Annotated in this window: 18 protein-coding genes and 1 pseudogene; 10 read left to right on the forward strand and 9 right to left on the reverse strand. The window is 72.0% G+C overall.

Annotated features, from left to right (window positions below; all coding sequences use genetic code 11):
* Positions 1-51 precede the first annotated feature (51 nt).
* A complete protein-coding gene (locus K6T36_RS08040) occupies positions 52-1,773 on the reverse strand; it encodes an Hvo_1808 family surface protein (protein ID WP_222920827.1) in 1,722 nt (573 codons plus the stop codon).
* Positions 1,774-1,883: 110 nt separating this feature from the next.
* Here K6T36_RS08040 and K6T36_RS08045 point away from each other — a divergent pair, with 110 nt between their 5' ends.
* Complete coding sequence (locus K6T36_RS08045) at positions 1,884-2,471, forward strand: cysteine hydrolase family protein (RefSeq protein WP_222920828.1); 588 nt, start codon at positions 1,884-1,886, stop codon at positions 2,469-2,471.
* Positions 2,472-2,520: 49 nt separating this feature from the next.
* On the opposite strand, the gene K6T36_RS08050 is transcribed toward K6T36_RS08045, so the two are convergent.
* The 3 genes from K6T36_RS08050 to K6T36_RS08060 form a co-directional block, all read right to left on the reverse strand.
* A complete protein-coding gene (locus K6T36_RS08050; RefSeq protein WP_222920829.1) occupies positions 2,521-3,060 on the reverse strand; it encodes a DUF7529 family protein in 540 nt (179 codons plus the stop codon).
* Positions 3,061-3,173: 113 nt separating this feature from the next.
* The gene (locus K6T36_RS08055) at positions 3,174-4,496 is read right to left on the reverse strand and encodes a dihydroorotase (RefSeq protein ID WP_222920830.1); all 1,323 of its coding nucleotides are present in this window, start codon (positions 4,494-4,496) and stop codon (positions 3,174-3,176) included.
* Between the two features lie 39 nt (positions 4,497-4,535).
* The gene (locus K6T36_RS08060; RefSeq protein ID WP_222923400.1) at positions 4,536-5,180 is read right to left on the reverse strand and encodes a lipoate--protein ligase family protein; all 645 of its coding nucleotides are present in this window, start codon (positions 5,178-5,180) and stop codon (positions 4,536-4,538) included.
* Between the two features lie 145 nt (positions 5,181-5,325).
* Between K6T36_RS08060 and K6T36_RS08065 the strand changes: the two genes are divergently transcribed.
* From K6T36_RS08065 to K6T36_RS08085, 5 genes and pseudogenes are all read left to right on the forward strand, one after another.
* Positions 5,326-6,261 carry a DUF8155 domain-containing protein gene (locus K6T36_RS08065; RefSeq protein ID WP_222920831.1) on the forward strand — a complete coding sequence of 312 codons (936 nt, stop codon included), beginning with the start codon at positions 5,326-5,328 and terminating at the stop codon, positions 6,259-6,261.
* A gap of 113 nt (positions 6,262-6,374) precedes the next feature.
* On the forward strand, positions 6,375-7,229 hold the full coding sequence (locus K6T36_RS08070; RefSeq protein ID WP_222920832.1) for a hypothetical protein: 855 nt from the start codon (positions 6,375-6,377) through the stop codon (positions 7,227-7,229).
* Positions 7,230-7,500: 271 nt separating this feature from the next.
* A pseudogene (locus K6T36_RS08075) lies at positions 7,501-7,890 on the forward strand (30S ribosomal protein S6e); the annotation flags it as partial.
* 174 nt (positions 7,891-8,064) lie between these two features.
* Positions 8,065-8,511, forward strand: a complete 447-nt coding sequence (locus K6T36_RS08080; protein ID WP_222920834.1) for a DUF7112 family protein — start codon at positions 8,065-8,067, stop codon at positions 8,509-8,511.
* A gap of 69 nt (positions 8,512-8,580) precedes the next feature.
* Positions 8,581-9,087 carry a DUF5807 family protein gene (locus K6T36_RS08085; RefSeq protein WP_222920835.1) on the forward strand — a complete coding sequence of 169 codons (507 nt, stop codon included), beginning with the start codon at positions 8,581-8,583 and terminating at the stop codon, positions 9,085-9,087.
* Between the two features lie 235 nt (positions 9,088-9,322).
* Here K6T36_RS08085 and K6T36_RS08090 read toward each other — a convergent pair whose 3' ends face one another.
* Positions 9,323-10,534 (reverse strand): DHH family phosphoesterase, encoded by a 1,212-nt coding sequence (locus K6T36_RS08090; RefSeq protein ID WP_222920836.1) that lies wholly within the window; start codon positions 10,532-10,534, stop codon positions 9,323-9,325.
* A gap of 275 nt (positions 10,535-10,809) precedes the next feature.
* A complete protein-coding gene (locus K6T36_RS08095; protein WP_222920837.1) occupies positions 10,810-11,277 on the reverse strand; it encodes a universal stress protein in 468 nt (155 codons plus the stop codon).
* 236 nt (positions 11,278-11,513) lie between these two features.
* Here K6T36_RS08095 and K6T36_RS08100 point away from each other — a divergent pair, with 236 nt between their 5' ends.
* Both K6T36_RS08100 and K6T36_RS08105 read left to right on the forward strand, forming a co-directional pair.
* Positions 11,514-14,297 (forward strand): hybrid sensor histidine kinase/response regulator, encoded by a 2,784-nt coding sequence (locus K6T36_RS08100; protein WP_222920838.1) that lies wholly within the window; start codon positions 11,514-11,516, stop codon positions 14,295-14,297.
* 114 nt (positions 14,298-14,411) lie between these two features.
* Entirely contained in the window at positions 14,412-14,999 is a 588-nt protein-coding gene (locus K6T36_RS08105; protein ID WP_222920839.1) for a DUF7474 family protein, read from the forward strand.
* 41 nt (positions 15,000-15,040) lie between these two features.
* Here K6T36_RS08105 and K6T36_RS08110 read toward each other — a convergent pair whose 3' ends face one another.
* On the reverse strand, positions 15,041-15,793 hold the full coding sequence (locus tag K6T36_RS08110; RefSeq protein ID WP_222920840.1) for a DUF7979 domain-containing protein: 753 nt from the start codon (positions 15,791-15,793) through the stop codon (positions 15,041-15,043).
* A gap of 307 nt (positions 15,794-16,100) precedes the next feature.
* On the opposite strand from K6T36_RS08110, the gene K6T36_RS08115 reads away from it, so the two are divergent.
* Together K6T36_RS08115 and K6T36_RS08120 are read left to right on the forward strand one after the other, a co-directional pair.
* Positions 16,101-17,396 (forward strand): MFS transporter, encoded by a 1,296-nt coding sequence (locus K6T36_RS08115; RefSeq protein ID WP_225935221.1) that lies wholly within the window; start codon positions 16,101-16,103, stop codon positions 17,394-17,396.
* Positions 17,397-17,536: 140 nt separating this feature from the next.
* A complete protein-coding gene (locus K6T36_RS08120; RefSeq protein WP_222920842.1) occupies positions 17,537-17,935 on the forward strand; it encodes a hypothetical protein in 399 nt (132 codons plus the stop codon).
* A gap of 23 nt (positions 17,936-17,958) precedes the next feature.
* Here the strand turns inward: K6T36_RS08120 and K6T36_RS08125 are convergent, their stop codons facing one another.
* Complete coding sequence (locus K6T36_RS08125) at positions 17,959-18,579, reverse strand: HAD family hydrolase (protein WP_222920843.1); 621 nt, start codon at positions 18,577-18,579, stop codon at positions 17,959-17,961.
* Positions 18,580-18,616: 37 nt separating this feature from the next.
* Entirely contained in the window at positions 18,617-19,360 is a 744-nt protein-coding gene (locus tag K6T36_RS08130) for a DNA polymerase sliding clamp (RefSeq protein WP_222920844.1), read from the reverse strand.
* Between the last annotated feature and the right edge of the window lie 67 nt (positions 19,361-19,427).

The following is a 19,427-nucleotide window of genomic DNA, read 5'->3' on the forward strand; positions in this document are numbered from 1 at the left end:
GGGAATCTTCGCGAGGACGGAACCACGGAACCCCGCCGCGCGGTGGCCGCGTCAGCGCCGTCGTCGGGCCAGCAGCCCCGCGAACGCGACCGCGACGGCGGCGACGCCGAAGCCGAACCCGGCGCCGCCGACCTCGGTCGTGCCGGAGGTGTCGTCGCCGGCGGCCGCGTTGTCGCCGCTGTCGTCGCCGGCGTTGTCGCCGCCGTCACCCGCGTCGGTGTCGGAGGGCGTTGCCGTCGCGTCGGCCCCGTCGCCGTTCTCCGCGGTGTCCGTGTCGGCGGGTTCCAGGGAGGGACGGATGTCCCGCACGTCGTCGACGGTGGGCCCGTTCACGATCGTGACCCGCTCGCCGTCGAGGCGGACGAGGAACGCGTCCTCGAAGGGCCCGTCGGGGACGACGTAGTAGCCCTCGCCGGTCTCGCGCACGTCGTGGGCGTCGAGCATCCGAAGGTACGTGTCGTGGAACTCGCGCGCGTCCGCCTCGGTGTCCCACTCGGTGAGCCACACGTAGCCGTACTCGGCGTCGTCGCCCTCGCCGTTCCGGTACGGGAACAGCCGGTCGTTGGCCCAGCCGCTCGACGGCTCGGCGTCGTAGTTGTACGTGTCGTACGGGCCGCTCGTCTGGAACAGCCCGTTGGGGTTGATCGTGTCGGCGCGGTACTCGCGCGCCTGGTACCAGAACATCGCGTAGATCGACGCCTCGCCGACGGTGTCGGAGCCGTTCTGGCCGAGCTGCGGGTTCTCGCGCGGGAACGTGCTCCAGCCGTTGGTCCCCTCGTCGTCGAACTCGATGGGCCGCGGCGTCTCGTCTGTCCGGTGGATCACCTGCTCGGAGGAGACCGGCGGGTCCCGGAACCGCTCCTCGAAGGCGTCCCAGCCGCCCTCCTCGACGATCTCGTTCACGTACACCGGACCGTCGGAGTAGGGGTTGAGCAGCGTGAGCAGGATGCCGAGGTTCGGCCCGTTGCCGCCCCCGCCGCCGCCCCCGCTCGCCTGCGGCGTGTCGACGCACTCCCACTCGTCGCCGCAGCGCTGGGCGTAGTTCGTCTCGATGTAGTTCGCCTCCCCCTCGACGACGCCGTCGACGGCGAGGTCACCGTCCTGCGTGGAGGCGCGGTACGTCTCGTTCGTCAGGTCGTAGCGCTGGTCCTGGAGGGCGTGGACCAGCTCGTGGATCAGCGTCGCGTTGTTGATCGTCGGCGAGTCCGGGGAGTCGGTGACGATCGTGATCTGGTCTTGCGCCGGCGAATAGAAGCCGAGCACCGAGGAGCCGGCTGTCTCGCCGATCGCGTCGCCGGAGCCGGTCGACTCGCCGACGATGAACAGGCCCTCCCACACCTGGTCGTTCCAGCGGTTGTACTCGGTGCGGTTCGCGTTGGGACCGCCGCCGCTCCGGTTCCGGTACTCCTCGCGGGAGATGACCGACACCGGGACGTCGCCGTCGAACTCGGCGTCGCGGAGGTACTCGACGCGGGCCATCCCGCGCGCGACGTACGCGTCGAGCTCCTCGTCGCTCAGCCCGTCGGACTGGTCGACGTCGATGCTCTCGTTGTGCCAGTAGCCGCCTTCCCACCCGATCACGTCGGAGTCGGGGTCGGGCGGGGCCTCCTGTTGTGCAGCGGTCGCGCTCCCGTTCGCGAGCCGGTCGGTCCCCGCGTCCGCCGCGGGGGGCGTCGCCACCGCGAGCGGTGCCGCCGCGGCGGTACACACGAGCGCGAGCGCGAACACGAGGGCGGCGAGGCGCGAGAGCGGGTGCGGGGCCGATCGTCGCATACCTCCGCATGGGTCTGGGGGTAGAAGTACCTTGTCCGCGTGCCGGAGGGAGACAAATCGACGGAGCCGCCCGCCGATCGGTTTTGTGATCCCGGCCCGAAGCGTCGGGCATGGCCCCTGACCAGGACGCGTTCGATCCGGACCGAACCGCCGTCGTCGTCGTCGACATGCAGAACGGCTTCTGTCACCCCGACGGGAGCCTCTATGCCGAACCCAGCGAGACGGCCATCGACCCCGTCGGGACGCTCGTCGAGCGCGCGACCGACGCCGGCGCACCGGTGGTCTACACCCGCGACGTACACCCGCCCGAGCAGTTCGAGGACGCCCACTACTACGACGAGTTCGACCGCTGGGGCGAGCACGTCGTCGAGGGAAGCTGGGACGCGGAACTGATCGACGACCTCCCGGCCGAGGACGCCGACCACGTCGTCGAGAAGCACACCTACGACGCCTTCTACCGCACCGACCTGGAGGGGTGGCTCGACGCCCACGGCGTCGACGACCTGCTGATCTGCGGGACGCTCGCGAACGTCTGCGTCCTCCACACCGCGGGCTCGGCAGGACTGCGTGATTATCGGCCGGTCGTGATCGAGGACGCGCTCGGGTACATCACCGAGGACCACCGCGAGTACGCCGTCGAGCACGCCGACTGGCTGTTCGGCGAGACGGCGACGTTGGAGGACGTGGCGTTCGTGTAGCGCCCGTCCGCCGGTCGGCGACCGCGGCTGCGACCCGACCCGCGACGGGTTACTCCTCGTCCGCCGATTCGTCCCAGCCTTCGGGGTACAGCGTCCCCGGATCCGCGAGCGAGAACACGACGCGCTCGGAGTCGTCGAGCGGGCGGAGGTAGGTTCGGAGTTCGCCCGCGGCGTCGGCGCGCTCGAGCATCGGCTCGGCCTGCCGCTCGGCGTAGTACAGCGGGAACGCGACCGCGTGCCCCGCGGCCTCGGCCTTCATCACGACGACGAGGAACACGACCTCCGACTGCTGGGCGCGGTAGGCGTCGTACTCGTCGAACGCGGCCCCCTCCTCGGCCGTCTCCGACTCCTCGACGAGCTCCTGCACGGCGGCGAACTCGTCGCCCGGGAGGAGCACGTCGAACCCGGTTCGCTCCACCTCGATCCCGGTGCCGTCGGTCGAGACGTTCGGCAGGGGCGTCACGTCGCCCGGGTGGAGTTCGAGCACGTCCCAGCCCGCCTCGCGGTACTCCTCGGCGGTGGCCTCCATGTCGGCCATCACGTCGTCCCAGAACTCAGTGTATCCAGCGAGCGGGTGGCTTCCGGCCATGGCTCAGCGACGGCGGCGCGAGGGGAAAACCGTTGCCGTGTCGACTCGTCGCGGCGGCGCGCCGGGCGGCAGTCGCCGGCGGCGTAAGCGCGGGCGCGGCAGTCGACCCGGGCTTACGCCCGGACGTTCTCGCCGACGGCGTCGCCGAAGCGTTCGCCGTCGCCGCGGGCGTCGTAGGCGACGTGGCCGCGCACGAGCGTCAGTTCCGGGAAGACGGCCTCGCGGCCCTCGAACGGCGTCCACCCGCACTTCGAGTGGAGGTCGTCGCCGCGGATCTCGCGGGCGTCGTCGAGGTCGACGAGCACGAGGTCGGCGTCGTTCCCCTCGTCGACGCGGCCCTTGCCCGCCACGTCGAATATCTCGGCGGGGGTCGCGGCGACGAGGTCCCGAACGCGCTCCAGCGTGAGAGTCCCCGTCCGCACCTCCTGCAGGAGCACCGGGAGCATCGTCTCGACGCCGGGGACGCCGGAGGGCGCGTCCCGGACGCTCCCGTCCTTTTCGGCGCGGGTGTGCGGGGCGTGGTCGGTGGCGACGATGTCGACGGTGCCGTCGGCGACGCGCTCGAAGACGGCTTCCCGGCGCTGCTCGCTGCGCAGCGGCGGATTCATCCGGCCGAAGGTGCCGAGGTCGTCGAGGTTTTCGCGCGAGAGGAACAGGTGGTGGGGCGTCACCTCGCAGGTCGCGCCCGCGGAGGCGGCGGCGTCGACGCCCTCGGGCGTCGAGGTGTGGGCGATATGGATGTCGGCGGCGGAGTCGGCGCCGACCTCGAGCGCGCGATCGACGGCCGCGGCCTCCGCCGCGGCGGTGCGGAAGGCGCTCCAGGCGTCCACGTCGGCGTCGCGGCCGGTTCCGTCGCCCGCGCGCTCCAGGGCCGCCCGGTCGAACAGGTCGGCGTCCTCGGCGTGGACGGTGACGACGGTGTCCTCGGCGGCCGCGCGGGCGACCGCGTCGGCGAACAGGTCCGCGTCGATTCCCATGTCGCCAGTGGAGTCGGCGAGGAACACCTCGCCGAGCGCGAAGATCGGCCGCTCGAACAGCGAGTCGGGGTCCCATTCCGCCGTCACGCCGCCGTTGATCCCGAAGTCGACGAGCGACTTCCCGGCCAGCGTGGCCTTCTCGTCGACGGCCTCGCCCGTGACGGTCGGCGGATCGGTGTTCGGCTGGTCGACGACCGTCGTGACGCCCCCGGCGGCCGCAGACCGCGACCCGGTGTGCCAGTCCTCCTTGTGCGCGAAGCCGGGCTCGCGGAAGTGGACGTGCGCGTCGATGGCGCCCGGAAGCAGGTGCTTGCCGTCGCAGTCGACGGTCTCGTCGGCGTCGGCGTCCGCGGTGTCGAGCGTGCCGGCGTCGGCGACGCGGGCGATCGTCTCGCCTTCGACGAGCACGTCGCGCACGCAGCCGTCCGCGAGCGTGGCGTTCGTGAACAGCGTGGTCATTGGCGGCGATGCGCGGGCGGCGGGCGTAAGTTCGGCGGATCAGTCGTCGCTCGCCGGGAGATCCGCCACGTCGCGCACGTCGGCCGCTCTGTCGCCGACGAACCCGGCTTCGAGGGCCTCGCGGACCGTCTCGGGGTCGGCGGGGCCGCCGGCTCGCGCGACGGAGCCGACCGAATGGGGGTCGAAGGGAACGTCGAGCGCCTCGTAGACGGGGCGAAGGACCGCCCGGATCGGCCCGCGCTCGGCGACCGTGACGCAGCCGGAGACCAGCGCGGCGTCCTGCCGGACGCGCTGGGCGATGCCGGCGACCTTGCCGCCGCCGGCGACGCGGACGGAGTAGTCCCCCGGGCAGTAGGAGGCGGGCGGCTCCCCGCGATCCACGTCGGCGCCGGCGTCGCGGAGGGCCGCGAGGACGGTCGCGACCGCCGACTCGTAGCGGTCGTTCAGACCCGTTCGGGCGTCGTCGAGGGGGATCGCGTGCGCGAACGCCAGCGTCGACTCGGCGTACGCGACCGCGCGGCCGCCGACCGAGCGCTCGACCGGCGGGAACCCGTGTTCGCGGGCGACGGACTTCGCCCGGTCGTAGCCGTCCGCGTGGGCGTCGCGGCGCCCGAACGCGAGCGAGCGCCCCGGCGCCCACACGCGAACCGCGGGGACGCCCGACTCCCCGGCCGCGGCGAGCATCGTCGCGGTGGCGTCGCGGTCGCCCTCGCGAGACTCGCGGCGGCCGCGGTACACACGGACGCGACCCTCGTCGCCTCGTCGCTCGTCGGTCACGACCGGCGGTGGGAGTCGGGTCGCCTAAGCGTTTGCGTCGCCTGCGGCGGGTATGGACGAGCCGGCGGCGGGGGGCGAGCGCGCGCGACAGGAGCCCGTCGTCCTCCCGGAGTCGCTGCTGGCGCGCTACCGGAAGTTCTCGCTGTACAACTCGCCGTATCCGGCCCACGACCGCGCGTGCGCGGTCGACCTGTACCCCGAGTCGAACGTCGCCGCCTCGCCCGTCGCCGGCGAGGTGCTCGACACCCGAACGGTCGGCTGTCCGGACCGCGAGTACGCCGTCGACCGCGACCACCTCATCGTGATCGACGCGGGCGACCACGTCGCACGCGTGCTCCACGTCGATCCGGCGGTGGAGGCGGGCGAGGAGGTCGCCGTCGGCGACCCCCTCGGCGAGATGGTTCGGTCGGGCTTCTTCGGCCGGTGGGTCGACAACCACGTTCACCTGGAGTTCCGCGATCAGGGGAAGAACCCCTACCGCGCGTCGGGGTCGCTCCCGCTGGTCGTCGACTGCGAGGTGACGCCGCTGTCGTGGGACGGCACCGGCACCGTCGTCGAGACGGGCGACTCCTACGCGGTGCTGGACGCGCCGACCCGCCCCGGCGACCTCGCGGCCGACGGCTTCACCGCGGTCGCCGACGACGACGGGCGACCGCTCGACGGCGGCCTCGCGCACTACTCCGGCGGCGGCGTTCCGGGCGCGGGTGCCGACGGCGCCGCCGACGCGGTCGACGCCGTCGACGACCCGGTCTCGCTGCTCGGCGCTGAGGTCGGCACGCGCGACGGCCGCCACGTCGACTGGGCCGACGTAGCCGTACTGGCGAACGGCGAGCGGATCACGGGCCTGTCGCTGTTCGCCTCGCGTGACCCGGACGCCGGCGGCGCGAAGCTCGTCACGCGGCCCGACGCCGGCGACCCGCAGTTCGCCGTCGGCGACGAGGTCCGCGTCGAGGTCGTCCCCGACGACGACCCGGTCCGTCTCGGGTGAGTCGCGAGCGCGGTCGCGGTCGCCCCCGCTCGCGTCGACCATCGCGCGGATGGGGACGGCCTCGCCGCCCGCAGCGGTGACGTTTTAATGACACGAGTCGACCAGTCATCCTGATGAACCGTCGCCTTCGGATCGCCGTCGCCGCGGGACTGGTCGTTCTCCTCGTCGCGGCGGCGGTCCTCGCGTTCGGGTTCTGGCAGTTCACGCGCCCGGTCCCCGAGTCGTACAGCCACACGGCCGAGTACCGGGCGTACCTCCAGCCGGACGCGACGCTGACGGACGTCACGCTGTACCTCCCGCTCCCGGTCGAGAACGGGAGCAGCCCCGCCGGCGACGCGCTCGTCTCCGGGTCGCCGGGGGTCGTCGACGCGCCGCCAGGGTGGTCGTTCGCGGTCGAGGACACCGCGTACGGCCCGATGCTGGCGCTGTCGTTCCCGGAGCTGGCGCCGAACTACGTCGAGCGCCCGCCGCCGCGGACGGTCGACCCCGACGGGACGACCGCCGCCCCGGGGACGGCGACGCCGACCGTCGCCCCCGGCCGGACGCCGATCCGGACGCTCGACTCCTACCTCGTGAGCGTCGAGCTGGCGTTCGAGGAGCCGATCGACACGCGCTCGCCGGCCGACTCGGAGGCGGTGTTGCGACCGCGACTGAACGCGACCGAGGTCCCGTGCGACGAGCTGACCGGCGAGGAGGCCGTCTGCCGGCGGTTCGGTACCCGAATGTACCTCTCGTACGACGCCCCCGAGAACGCGACCGTCGACGTGCTCGTCACCTACGAGGGCCGAAACGACTGGTTCGCCGGCGGCTGGACGGGCAACTCCTTCCGGCAGTCGACCCGGGTCGTCGCGACCGGCGACGGGCCCGGCTGGGTCGCCGTCGACGGCGAGGAGACGACCGGCGTCGGGACCTATCGTGGCGCGCCCGCCGCCGTCGTCGACGCCGGCGCGGTCGAGCGAACGGAGTGAGCGAGACCGCGGGGGACGGCGGAGCGGTTCTGGTGCCGCTCCGCCCACGAGCGCGCCGTTCACGAGACCGGCGGTCTCGTGAGCGCACAAATCGCAGAGCGATTTGTGAACGCCGGTTCCCGTGGTCCTCGGCCTCACGGCCTCGGACCACGCTTTCGTTCCTCTGCGGCTCGGCCCCAAGACCTCGCCGCACACGGCCGTGGCCTCGAACCTTCGGTTCTCGGCCACGCTTTCGACGGTCTTTTCTCTCACCGCCGAGCATGACCCCGTAATGGCTGAATTCAAGATCGTCGTGGGCGACGACGCCGGCGACACGCGGCAGTTCGACGTGGACGGACAGGACGCGAACCGATTCCTCGGCCGGGAACTCGGCGACGAGGTCGACGGCGCGGCCGTCGGCATCGACGGCGTCGACCTGACGCTGACCGGCGGCTCCGACAAGGCCGGCCGCCCGATGCGCGAGGACGTGCCCGGCGGCGAGCTGAAGGAACTCCTGCTCGAGGGCGGCGTCGGCTACAAGCCCTCGCGCGACGGCGAGCGCAAGCGCGTCACCGTCCGCGGCCGCCAGGTCTCCGAGGAGACCGTCCAGATCAACGCCCGCGTCGAGGGCTCCATCGCCCAGGCGCTCGGCGAGGAGGAGGCCGACGACGAGGAGGCCGAAACCGAGGAAGCTGAGACCGAGGACGCCGACGCCGACGCGGACGACGAAGCCGACGCGGACGACGAAGCCGACGCGGACGACGAAGCCGACGCGGACGACGAAGCCGACGAAACCGACGCCGACGCAGACGACGAAGACGACGAGGAGTAACGCGGACATCCCCTTCTACCGCCCATGAGCGACAGACTCGCCAGCGACGCCGCCGAGGTCACCAGTCACCGCGCCCGCCTCGCGCGCTCGGGCGGCACACGCCTCCCCTGCCTGCGGATCCCCGAGGAGACCGCCCTCTCGGCCGGCGAGGAGATCCGGCTCGTCCTCGACGGCGACCAGCGCCACGCGACGGTGACGAGCGACGCCAAGGGCCTGCTCGTGCGCGGCGCCTACGACGACCGCAAGCGCATGCGAGAGGCCGGCACCGCCGGCGGCGACGCCGAGAACCGCCTCGTGGAGTGGGCTCGCGAGCACGACCGCGAGCCCGGCGACGCGGTCGAGTTGGACGAGGTCGACCCCGGCTACGTCTACGGCCTGCGCGTCCCCGGCGAGCGCGCCGTCTACACCGTGACGAAGCGCCCCGACACGGGGTTGCAGGACATCGCCGACTCGCTGTGCGACGACAACTGAGCCGAGCGGGAGGACGGTCGGCGACCCGCGACGGACGACCTTATACGACTCGCGCGCCGATTCCGGGGTATGACCGACGACGCCGCCGACGACGCCGAGGCGGGCATCGACGCCGACGACGGGAAGCTCGCGGAGTTCCTCGCGGGCGAACGCCTCGACGACGTCGCCATCTACCTGACGCACGACCACCTCGACGAGCAGGGGAAGATAGCCAACATGGGTCAGGCCGTCGACGAGGGTGTCGTCCTCGTCGTCCCCGGCGACGACGGCCGCAAGGCGTTCGCCGCCGGCACCGGCATGGACCCGATGCAGTTCTCGAAGGGCGCGATGGCCCGCGACGGCGTCATCTACCCCGACCTGGGCGGCGGCGAGTGCCCCGACGCGGCCGAGGAGCCAGAGGCGGACCACCGCGCGGAGTTCGTCTTCGCGTTCGCCGAGGAACGAAACGAGGAGGTCGGCGGCCTGTACGCCGAGGGCGACGTGATGCACGCGTACGCCCACTGCGCCTGTGGCACCGACTACTCGCACAAGTGGCTCATGGGCGAGTACAGCGAGGAGCCGGCCGTCGAGGAATAGATCAGGTCGCCGGAGGAGTCGGCTTCGAGGAGGGGAGCGTCGCAGCGCGCCGTCGATACCCGTCGCTCACGAGTGTAGAGCGACGGGGTAGGTCAGTCGACGGTACCCGCGGCGGGGTGACCCACCTGGGTGAAAGGTGCCGCCTGACCGTGCCGTCCTCCTATCGGAGCGGCCGCGCGTACAAAGGGGCTCCGGTCGAGCGGCCGGGAACGAACGCCGCGGCCTGCTCTTTCAGTTACTCCGCGTCCGTGTCCGCCGCTTCCTTCTCCTCCTCGGCGAGCGACTCGAACGCCCGGAGGATGACGCGCTTGGCGGTGGCGCCCTCGGTGGTCCAGTGGTGGCCGTAGTCGAGCATGTCGTCGTAGATGTCGGGCATGCAGCCGGCGGCCTTCGGGTGGCCGCCGCCGTTCACCTGCCCGGCCACCTCGTGACAGCGTTCGAAGTCGTCGGAGCCGCGGATCGACGCCGAGCCGGAGGGCTTGACGATCACCGCGGCGTCCATCCCCTGCTCGCGCAGGGCGTCGGCGACCTCGTTTTGCGAGCACCGGCCGTAGGTGACGCCGACCGACCACTCGCCGACCTCGTGTTCGACGGCGCGGTCGACCGCCTTCTCGATGAGCAGCCCCTTCTCGACGCGGCGCTGTTCGACGTACTCCACGACGACCGGCGGCAGGTCGACGCCGTAGGCGCCGACGACCGCGGCGTACTCCTCGCCGCCGGTCCAGTAGGCGAAGTCGGCGAGGTCGTCGGAGCGCTCGTCCTCCTTCAGCCAGAGGTCGTGGTCGCGGGTGACCGCCGCCAGCTCCGTGAAACGCTCGTCGAAGTCGTACTCCAGCGAGCGCAGCGTCACGTCCGTCGAGCACTCCTCGTCGCTCTCGCCGACGACCAGATCGATGCCCAGCTCGCGGACCGACGCCGCCAGCTCCTCGTCCCACTGGTGGTGGTCGAACCAGCGGACGGAGTCGGCGCGGCGGACGACCGCCCGGAGGTCCTCGGCGATGTACTCGAAGGCGTCGGGGCAGATATCGCAGACGAACACGTCAGTTCCCTCCTCCAGATACTCGGCGGCGTATTCGAGGTCCTCCTCGAAGGAGTGCGGGCCGGAGGGCAGCAGTGCGACCGGCGACTCGGCGCGGTCGTCCACCTCGTCGTCGGCCTCCTCGCCGTATTCCTCCTCGTAGGTGCCGTCGAGCTTCGCGCGGCGGCGCTCCTCGAACGGCGTCGGGTCGAGGGCGGCGTCGTACACCTCGCGGATCAGCGCGACGCAGCCGAGCCCGTCGGCGTCGGAGTCGGTGATCACGACCGCCTCGGCGCCCTCGACCGCCTCCTTCGCGCGCTCCTCGGCTCGGTCCTCGTCCAGCGAGTCGGGGTAGAAGAAGCCCGTCCCGGGGAGTCGCGACTTGCGGTCCAGCGGGAGGGTGTCGCTTTCGATGAGTTCGTCGTCCATATCCGGGGGTCGCGACGCGGGGGCAAAACAGCGGTGGTGTGCGTGGCCGAACGCAGTGAGGCCACGAGAACGCGAACGGTGAGTGACGCGAGCCGTGAGCGGGGTGCGCGGGCGAGCGACGCGAGCCCGCGATGGCGAGCGGGGAGGGACGACCCGCGAGCAGTGCGTGGCCGAACGCAGTGAGGCCACGAGAACGCGAACGGCGAGGGAAGCGAGCCGTGAGCGGGGAGTCTACGAACCGGTGCCGGGTCGCGGGTGGCGGGGGCCGCCGCGCGTCAGACCGGCGCGCCGCCGTAGCCGCCGTCGCCGTTCTCGCCGGCCAGCTGTCGGACCGTGAGCACCGGGACGGGGCAAGTTCGGACGACGCGCTCGGCGACCGAGCCGATGAGGAAGCGGTTCTCGCCGTGGCGCCCGCGGGTTCCGGTGGCGACCAGGTCGGCGTCGATCTCGCGGGCGTAGTCGGCGATCTCGTTGGCGGGGCGTCCCTCGCGGACGACGGCGGTCACGTCGCGGTCGGCGCGCTTTTGCACGTCGACGATGGCCTCGCCGCCCCGTTCCTGGAGGGCGTTGCGCATCTGCTCGCGCACCGCCTCCGGCGAGGAGTCGACCTCGCCGCTGTCGACGACGTACAGCGCGTGGACCGCGGCGTCGAACCGCTCGGCCAGATCGAGCGCGACCGCGACGGCGCGCGAGACGCTGTCGGAGCCGTCGGTGGCGACGACGATGGTGTCGAACCCGGGCATTACCCGGGCGTTCTTCGGGCGCGTGCTTAAAACTCCGCGCTCCACGGCGCCCCCGATCCGGACGGTCGAAACGGGCGTGACGGAGACGGCGGCGGCGACACCGCGATAACGGCGGCGACACCGACGCCGATCTCGTGCGCGAGCACCGACCGAGGACGGGATTCTCAACATCGGTACGCCGACGGCCACCGCTTAAGTTCCCCCGGTACCTCCGACGACAGAAGCAGATCCCCATCATGGCCGACACTCTCGACGCGATACGGGTGCTCCACGTCGACGACGAGCCGGACTTCGCCGAGCTGGTCGCGACGTTCCTAGAGCGCGAACACGACCGGATCGAGGTCCGTGGCGCGAGCGACGCCGAGGCGGGGCTGAACGTGCTGGCCGACCAGGACGTGGACTGCATCGTGTCCGACCACGACATGCCGGGCAAGGACGGGATCGAGTTCCTCCGGGCGGTCCGCGAGGAGTATCCGGATCTCCCGTTCCTGTTGTTCACCGGGAAGGGGAGCGAGGAGGTCGCGAGCGACGCGATCTCCGCGGGGGTGACCGACTACATCCAGAAGGGCGGCGGCACCGACCAGTACGCGCTGCTGGCCAACCGGATCGTGAACGCCGTCGAGGCGGTCCAATCGCGCCGGATGTTGACCGAGCGAACGCGACGCCTGGAGACGCTCATCGGCAACCTCCCGGGGGTCGTCTACCGCTGCCGCAACGAGCCGAGTTGGCCGATGGAGACCGTCGACGGGGAAGCCGAGGAACTGACGGGGTACACCGCGGCGGAGCTGGAGTCGAATCGCGTCGACTGGGGGAACGAGGTCATCCATCCCGACGACCGCGATGCCATGTGGGACGCCGTCCAGGATGGGATCGCCGCGGACGGCGCGTTCGAGGTCACCTATCGGATCCTGACGCGCGACGGGGAGACGAAGTGGATGTGGGAGCGGGGTCGCGGCGTGTACGCGGACGACGGAAGTCTGGAGGCGCTGGAGGGGTTCATCACCGATGTCACCGAGCGAAAGGTGCGCGAGGACCGTCTGGAACAGACGACCGCCCGCCTGGAGGCGCTGTTCGAGGAGTCGCCGGACATGATCGACATCCACGACGCCGAGGGGAACGTCCTCGACGCGAACCCCCAGTTCTTCGCGGAGACGGGCTACACGGAGGAGGAGGTCACCTCGATGAAGGTGTGGGAGATCGACCGGACGCTCGATCCCGCCACCGCCCGCGAGATCTGGGAGGACATGGCGGTCGGCGACCGGCGGGAAATGGAGGGGGAGTACACCCGGAGCGACGGCTCGACGTTCCCCGTCACCATCCACATCAGGCGGCTCGATCTCGCCGGGTCCGACCGGTACCTCGTGAGCAGTCGCGACGTGTCCGAACGCAGACGGCGCGAGCGAAAGCTCGAACGGCTCCGCGAGCGCTCGCGGGCGCTCAACTACACCCGGACGGTCGAGGAGACGGCACAGCTGGCGACGGACGCCGCCGCCGAGATCATCGGGGCCGAGCTGAGCTCCGTCCACCTCCTGAACGACGCGGGCGACCGACTGGAGCCGGTTTCGGTCGCCGACTCCGTCGAGGAGGTGTTCGGCGATCCCCCGTCGTACGATCGATCCGCACCTCAGGGGACCCGGTCACACTTCGCGTGGGAGGCGTTTCGGGCCGGCGAGCCGACGCACGTCCGTTCGGTGTCCGACCACGACCGGGTGACCGAGGAGACGCCCGCGGAGAGCGTCCTGTTCCACCCGGTCGAGGATCACGGCCTGTTCATCATGTCCTCGACGAACGCCGACGCGTTCACCGAGACCGACGTCCTCCTCGTCGAGATCCTCGCGAACTACCTCGAGGCGGCCTTCGACCGCGTGACCCGCGAGGAGACGCTCAGGGAGCGCCAGAACCGGCTCGAACTGCTGCACGACGCGACGCAGGAACTCATCCGGGCGGACTCCGAAGGGGCGATCGCCGACCGGATCGTCGAGGCGGCCGAGGAGATCCTCGGCTTCAGCGTCGTCGTGGTGCGGTTCTTCGACCCCGACACGGGCGAGTTGGTTCCGGTCGCGGAGTCCGACTCGGTCGCGGACGTGATCCCCGAGCGAAGACCGTTCACCGCCGACTCCGGCAGCCTCAACTGGGACAGCTTCGAGGCCGGCGAGGTCCGGGTGTACGACGACATCGAGGCCGGCACCGGCGCGGTCGACTCTGGGACCGGGCTCCGGAGCCTCATGCTGCTCCCCCTGGGCTCGCACGGGACCGTCTCCGTCGGCGAGACCACGCCCGGCGCGTTCGACGCGACCGACGAGTTCCTCGCGCGGATCTTGACGACGGCGGCGGAGACGGCGCTCGACGAGCACGACCGCGAACGCCGGCTCCGCGAGAGCCGCGACGAACTCCGCCGGCAAAACGAGGGGCTCGAGGAGTTCGTCTCCGTCGTCAGCCACGACCTCCGCAACCCGCTGAACGTCGCCACCGGCCGGCTGGACCTCGCCCGCGACGACTGCGACAGCGAGCACCTCGACGCCGTCGAGCACGCGCACGACCGGATGGAGGCGCTGATCGAGGACCTCCTCGCGCTGGCGCGGGAGGACGACACGGCGACCGACCTCGCGCCGGTCGACCCCGCATCGACGGTCCGGGAGTGCTGGGCGAACGTCGAGACGGGCGAGGCGTCGCTCGCCGTCGAGGTCGACGGGGCGATCCTGGCCGACGAACGACGACTCAGGCAACTGTTCGAGAACCTGGTCCGCAACGCGGTCGAACACGGCGGCGACGGGGTCACCGTCACCGTCGGCGAGCTGGACGACGGGTTCTTCGTCGAGGACGACGGCGTCGGGATCCCCGCCGGCCGGCGCGAGTCGGTGTTCGAGGCGGGCTACTCGACGAGCAACGAGGGGACCGGCTTCGGGCTGCGGATCGTCAAGCAGGTGGTCGCCGCCCACGGCTGGGAGATCCGCGCGACCGAGGGACGCGACGGCGGCGCCCGGTTCGAGGTCACCGGCGTGGCGTCGGCCGACGAGTAGGGGCCGGTGGGTTCGCGGCGGCCTCCCTGCGGCCTCCCTGCTGCCTCCCGGCGGCCGACCGCCGAGCCACAACCACGACACCTAAGCCGTCGACCCACACAACACACGATACTCGTGCCCCGGTTCGCGTACCCCTGTCCCGGCTGTCGCACCACGAACAGCCTGCACGACGCCGGCTGCGACTTCGAGGGGACCGAGTGGCACCACGTCGAGCAGGCGTACACGGACGTGCTCACCGTCCTCGTCGACGGCCCGGTCACCGAGTCCGCCCTCCAGCACGCCGTCCACGACGAGTGGTCGGGGCTCCACCGGGCCGCCCTCGACGTACTCCAACGCGAGGGCCGCGTCGAGGAGACCGACGCCGGCCTCGAGTTGCTCACCGCCGAGCGCTACCGGGAGGAGGTGTCCGAGCCGACGCGCGAGCCGATGGCGACCATCTACCGCGAGGGGAGCTACCCCGGCTGCCACGACAACGCGATATTCGCGCTCATCGCCTGGTACGAGATGGTCGGCCTCTCGTGGGCGGAGACGCGCCAGAACGTCATCGAGTGGCTCCACCGCTCGGGGACGTGGGACCGCGGCGGCTTCGAGGAGTCGAGCCCCGAACAGCTCGTCGAGAGCAAGCGCCACGTGTACGAGGCCGGCTACGGCTGGAAGGAGAAGGCGCAGGCGGCAAAGCGCGTGATCGAGCGGCACGGCTGAGTTCGAGGAGTTCTCCGGGCCGAGCAAGCGAGGGCCGACCGCTACGAACGCCACCGGTTGTACACGAGCGTCCCCGCCCCGCCCAGCACCGCGACGACGCCGACTCCCGCGGCGACGAGGCCGAGCAACAGCCCGTCGGGGAAGTTGAAGTCGTCCGTATGCGACGTGACCTCGACGGCGTAGTACGTCCCGTCGCGCTCGACGATCGGGGCGTCCGGCACGGGCTCGTCGCTCCACGGCCGGTAGTCGTACGCCTCCTCGGAGACGGTCGCGTTGCGGATCTTCCGGAAGGTGCGCCGCTCGGCGGGCGGGAGCGCGCTGTAGTTCGCGATCAACCGCTCACGGACGGCGGCAGCGATCTCGGAGTCGTTCGCGACCGTCGTCGTCAGTTCGCCGTCCGCGAGGCTGAACGCGTGGTAGGTGTCGAACTCGGCCGTCAGGAACGTGTAGTTCCGGTCGAGCCGCCGAACGTCGGCAGCGACGGCGTCCGACTCGACGGACGCTTCGCCGTCGCTCATCGCGGTTTCGAGCGCCTCGCGGGTCTCGTTGGGCGCGCGGTACTCCTCGCGAACGTGGCGGTACTGGAAGCTCGACGGCCGGAACGTGAGGTCCGCAGCGTACCGGTCCGCCAGCACCGTGTCGTTCGAGGCGTCGATCTCGGCGGCGGAGTAGCCCGCGGAGCTTCGGTACCGTTCCTCGCCGCCGAGGTCGTCGAGCGCGAACGCGTACGCCGGCCCGGGAACCAACAGGAGGCCGACGAGGACGACCGCGACGGCGACGCGATCGGAGGGCATCGTCGGCGGTGGGCCCGAGCGCGGTAAATGTCTTGTCGTGGGAACCCACCACGACCGCTAAGTCCCCGCCGGCCGTCGATCCCCCGTGCGCGCGTCCCGCGACCGATCCGGGAGTGACGGCGGTCACGCCGCCGCCACCGGCGATGACGGGGGCGACGGCGGCGACGGTACCGGCGCCGGTGTCGATGCCGACGCCGGCGCTGACGGTGGCGATGGCGATGGCGATGGCGATGGTGCCGACGGTGGCGATGGCGATGGCGACGGTGCCGACGGTGGCAATGGCGGGTCCCGCCGCGCCGTCGCGGTCGTGATCGCCGTCGTCTTCCTCGACCTGCTCGGCTTCGGCGTCGTCATCCCGATCCTCCCGTTCTACGTCCGGTCGTTCGGCGTCAGCGACGTGTTCATCGGGCTCATCGCAGCCGCCTACTCGCTGGCGCAGTTCCTCGCGGCGCCGACGCTCGGCCGGATCTCCGACGAGCGGGGTCGCCGCCCGGTGATCGCCTTCTCGGTCGCGATGGCGGGCGTCGCCTGGCTCGTCTTCGGCTTCGCCACCGAGGTCGGCGCCGTCGCCGGCACTGCGGCCGCCGTCGCGACCCTCCTCCTGTCGCGGACGCTCGCCGGCGCCGCCGGCGGCAACATCTCCGCCGCACAGGCGTACATCGCCGACGTGACTCCCCGCGACCGGCGGGCCGGCGCGCTCGGGCTCGTCGGCGCCGCCTTCTCGCTGGGGTTCGTGTTCGGCCCCGCGCTCGGCGGCCTCGCCGCCAGCGGGGAGGTCGTCGCGGCCGCGGACGCGCTCCTCCCGGCGTTCGTCCCGACGACGCGGTTCACGCTCCCGAGCTTCCTCGCCGCGGGGCTGTCCTTCCTCGCCGCGGGCGCGGCCGTGCTCGTGTTGCGCGAGCCCGAGCGGACCCGGACCCCGAACGCGCCGCGTCGGTCGCTGGTCGCACAGTTCCGCGATGCGTTGTCCGACGACGCGTTGCGGCCGCTGGTGGGCTCCTACTTCGTCGCGAGCGTCGCCTTCGCGGGCATCCAGGTGATGTTCATCCCCTTCGCCGCGGACTTCTACGGCTACGACGCGACCGCGGCGGCCGTCTTCCTCACCTACATCGGCGTCCTCGGGACGATCAATCAGGGCGCGCTCGTGGGCCCGCTGGAGCGCCGACTCGGCGCGGTCCGGCTGGCGGGGATCGGCGGGAGCGCGCTCGCGGCGTCGCTGGCGTTGCTCCCGTTCACCCCCCTGATCGGCGCGGCGCTCCCGCTCGCGGGCGACCCCGGGAGCGGACTGCTGTCGGGGGCGCTGGTGACCGGACCGACCGTCGCGCTGTTCGCCGTCGGCGCGCTGCTGTCGTTCGGCAACGGCGCCTTGAACGTCTCGCTGTCGACGCTCGTCTCCGAGCGCGCCAGCGACGAGACCCAGGGGGCGGCCTTCGGCGTCACGCAGGGCGCCGGGAGCCTCGGGCGGACCGTCGGCCCGCCGGCCGCCGCCGCGGCGTACGTGCTGGCGTACTGGTCGCCGTTCGTCGCCGGCGCCGTGCTGCTGGTTCCGGTGGTGTGGGTGCTGGCCCGCGGCGCGGCGACCGAGTCCACGGGGGCGTGGTGAGTAGCGGACCGGACACCGGGCACGGTCGACTCGACGCGCTCCACGAACCCTCCGACGCGCACCACGGCCGGCCCGACTCGAACCACAGCCGGCCGGGAACGTCCCCGGGGGTATTAGCCGGCGGGGCGCGAGTGGCCGGTATGCACACGGGGCGTCCCTCCACCCCGAAGCGGACGGTGAGTCGATCCTTGAGCGCGCTCGCTGCGGCCGTCGCGGTCGGATCCGCCCTCGCGTTCCCGTCGGCGCGGGCGGTGGTCGACCCCTTCGCGGCGCTACTGGCGGTCGGGGCGGTCGCCGCCGCGGTCGTCGGGGCCGGCGCCGCGTGGACGGACCGCGGCTGGCTGTTGTGGCGCGCGGCGGCGGCGGCGAGCGCGGTCGCGGCCGTCGCCGCGGCGACCGTCGGCTTCGCGTTCGCGCCCGCGGCCGCCTGTCTCGCGAGCGCCGCGCTCGTCGGCGGGTGTGGCGATCGGACGGGCGACGCGGGTCGGGCCGGGCCGTCCGGATCGAACCCGGTCGCTCGGGAACGCGACCGAGGATGAGTTTCGGGTGACTCCCGCGTCGGCTATCGAACAGAGTCGACGGCCTCCGGCACGTCCGCGGGACCCTCGACGTGGACCGCCTCCCAGCCGTGCTCGCGGGCGCCCGCCACGTCCGCGTCCTCGCCGTCGCCGATCATCACCCGGCGGGTCGCGTCGATCGCCGCCTCGGCGCGCTCGAACGGCGCGGGGTCGGGCTTGTGCGCGCCCGCCTCGTCGCTGACGACGGTCGCGTCGACGTACTCCGCGAGGCCGGCCGCGCGGAGCTTCCCCCGTTGCCAGTCGCTCACGCCGTTCGTGCAGACGCCGACGGCGACGCCCTCCTCGCCCGAGAGCCCCGCGAGCGTCTCCCGGACGGCGGGGGGCGCCGGCATCGTGTCGTACTCGGCGTCCCGCAGCGCCGCGACGAACGCGGCCGGGTCCGCGTCACTGCCGACCGCCGCGAGCCCGGCGGCGGCCGCGCGGCGGTACGGCTCGGGATCGAGCGCGTCGAGGTGCTCGAAGAACGCGTCGTCGTAGACCTCACGGAAGTCGCCGACGGCGTCGACGCCGACGGCGCCGCAGGCGCGCGCCACGACCCTGCCGTACTCGGGAAACCGCAGGAGCGTGCCGTCGAGGTCGAACCAGATGGCGGTGTCGACGGTCACGGGAGCGTTCGGTGAGCGGTGTTCGTTCCGCGGGGCGTCAGTCGCTCTGGATGCGCGGCGCGAGCATATACGTGACCTGTCCCATGCCCTCGCCGAACTCGTAGTGCAGCTTCACCGGGAACTCCTCGCCGAGTTCGACGCGGACCTCCGCGTCCTTCGGGATGGCCTTGTTCATGTCCTTGAGGTAATCGAGGCTGAACAGCGAGTCGGCCGGGCCGGCCTGCAGGTCGATGAGGTCCTCGCGGTCGAGCCGGAGGTCCACGTCGTCGGTGTCGCCCTCCGCCTCGATGAAGAACGCCTCCTCGCCCTCGTCGACGCGCAGGCGGATGTGGTCCGACACCATGTCGGCGGCGGTGATCCCGCGGGCGATCTGGGCGCCCTCGACGACGATCTCCGCCGGGAGGTCCAGGTCCGGGATGTCCGGCTCCTGGCGGATCGAGTCGGGGTCGATGAGCGCGAGCGTGTAGCTCAGGCCGTCGATCTGGATGTGGAGCTTGCGGGTCTCCTCGTCGAGTTCCAGCTGGACGAGGTCGCCGGAGTTCGCCATCCCGGCGATGTCCTCCAGGCGGTTGAGGTTGACCCCGATGACCCCTCCGTCGGCCTCGTAGGATTCGAACGCGGCGGCCTCGAGCGTGAGATCGACCATGCCGACGTTGGCCGGGTCGACGGCGCGGATCGCGAGTTCGTCCTCGTTGAGCCGGATCTTGCACTCGTCGACCAGCACGCTCACCGAGTCGAGCGCGTCGCGGAGGGTAGACGCACTCACGATGGCCTTGAACATATATCGCGGGGTACGGGTGTGCCCATAAAAATACCCGCGGTTCGGGTCGCCCACGTTCGGCCGGCGG

Source organism: Halobaculum roseum, from assembly GCF_019880245.1.
GTDB classification, from domain to species: domain Archaea; phylum Halobacteriota; class Halobacteria; order Halobacteriales; family Haloferacaceae; genus Halobaculum; species Halobaculum roseum.

Excerpts from the sequence above, each read along its gene's own strand:
- K6T36_RS08070 (WP_222920832.1), top strand. The coding sequence starts at position 6,375 with ATGAACCGTCGCCTTCGGATCGCCGTCGCCGCGGGACTGGTCGTTCTC.
- K6T36_RS08065 (WP_222920831.1), top strand. The coding sequence starts at position 5,326 with ATGGACGAGCCGGCGGCGGGGGGCGAGCGCGCGCGACAGGAGCCCGTC.
- K6T36_RS08055 (WP_222920830.1), bottom strand. The coding sequence starts at position 4,496 with ATGACCACGCTGTTCACGAACGCCACGCTCGCGGACGGCTGCGTGCGC.
- K6T36_RS08120 (WP_222920842.1), top strand. The coding sequence starts at position 17,537 with ATGCACACGGGGCGTCCCTCCACCCCGAAGCGGACGGTGAGTCGATCC.
- K6T36_RS08040 (WP_222920827.1), bottom strand. The coding sequence starts at position 1,773 with ATGCGACGATCGGCCCCGCACCCGCTCTCGCGCCTCGCCGCCCTCGTG.
- K6T36_RS08090 (WP_222920836.1), bottom strand. The coding sequence starts at position 10,534 with ATGGACGACGAACTCATCGAAAGCGACACCCTCCCGCTGGACCGCAAG.
- K6T36_RS08095 (WP_222920837.1), bottom strand. The coding sequence starts at position 11,277 with ATGCCCGGGTTCGACACCATCGTCGTCGCCACCGACGGCTCCGACAGC.
- K6T36_RS08100 (WP_222920838.1), top strand. The coding sequence starts at position 11,514 with ATGGCCGACACTCTCGACGCGATACGGGTGCTCCACGTCGACGACGAG.
- K6T36_RS08060 (WP_222923400.1), bottom strand. The coding sequence starts at position 5,180 with ATGCTCGCCGCGGCCGGGGAGTCGGGCGTCCCCGCGGTTCGCGTGTGG.
- K6T36_RS08045 (WP_222920828.1), top strand. The coding sequence starts at position 1,884 with ATGGCCCCTGACCAGGACGCGTTCGATCCGGACCGAACCGCCGTCGTC.
- K6T36_RS08080 (WP_222920834.1), top strand. The coding sequence starts at position 8,065 with ATGAGCGACAGACTCGCCAGCGACGCCGCCGAGGTCACCAGTCACCGC.
- K6T36_RS08110 (WP_222920840.1), bottom strand. The coding sequence starts at position 15,793 with ATGCCCTCCGATCGCGTCGCCGTCGCGGTCGTCCTCGTCGGCCTCCTG.
- K6T36_RS08130 (WP_222920844.1), bottom strand. The coding sequence starts at position 19,360 with ATGTTCAAGGCCATCGTGAGTGCGTCTACCCTCCGCGACGCGCTCGAC.
- K6T36_RS08085 (WP_222920835.1), top strand. The coding sequence starts at position 8,581 with ATGACCGACGACGCCGCCGACGACGCCGAGGCGGGCATCGACGCCGAC.
- K6T36_RS08050 (WP_222920829.1), bottom strand. The coding sequence starts at position 3,060 with ATGGCCGGAAGCCACCCGCTCGCTGGATACACTGAGTTCTGGGACGAC.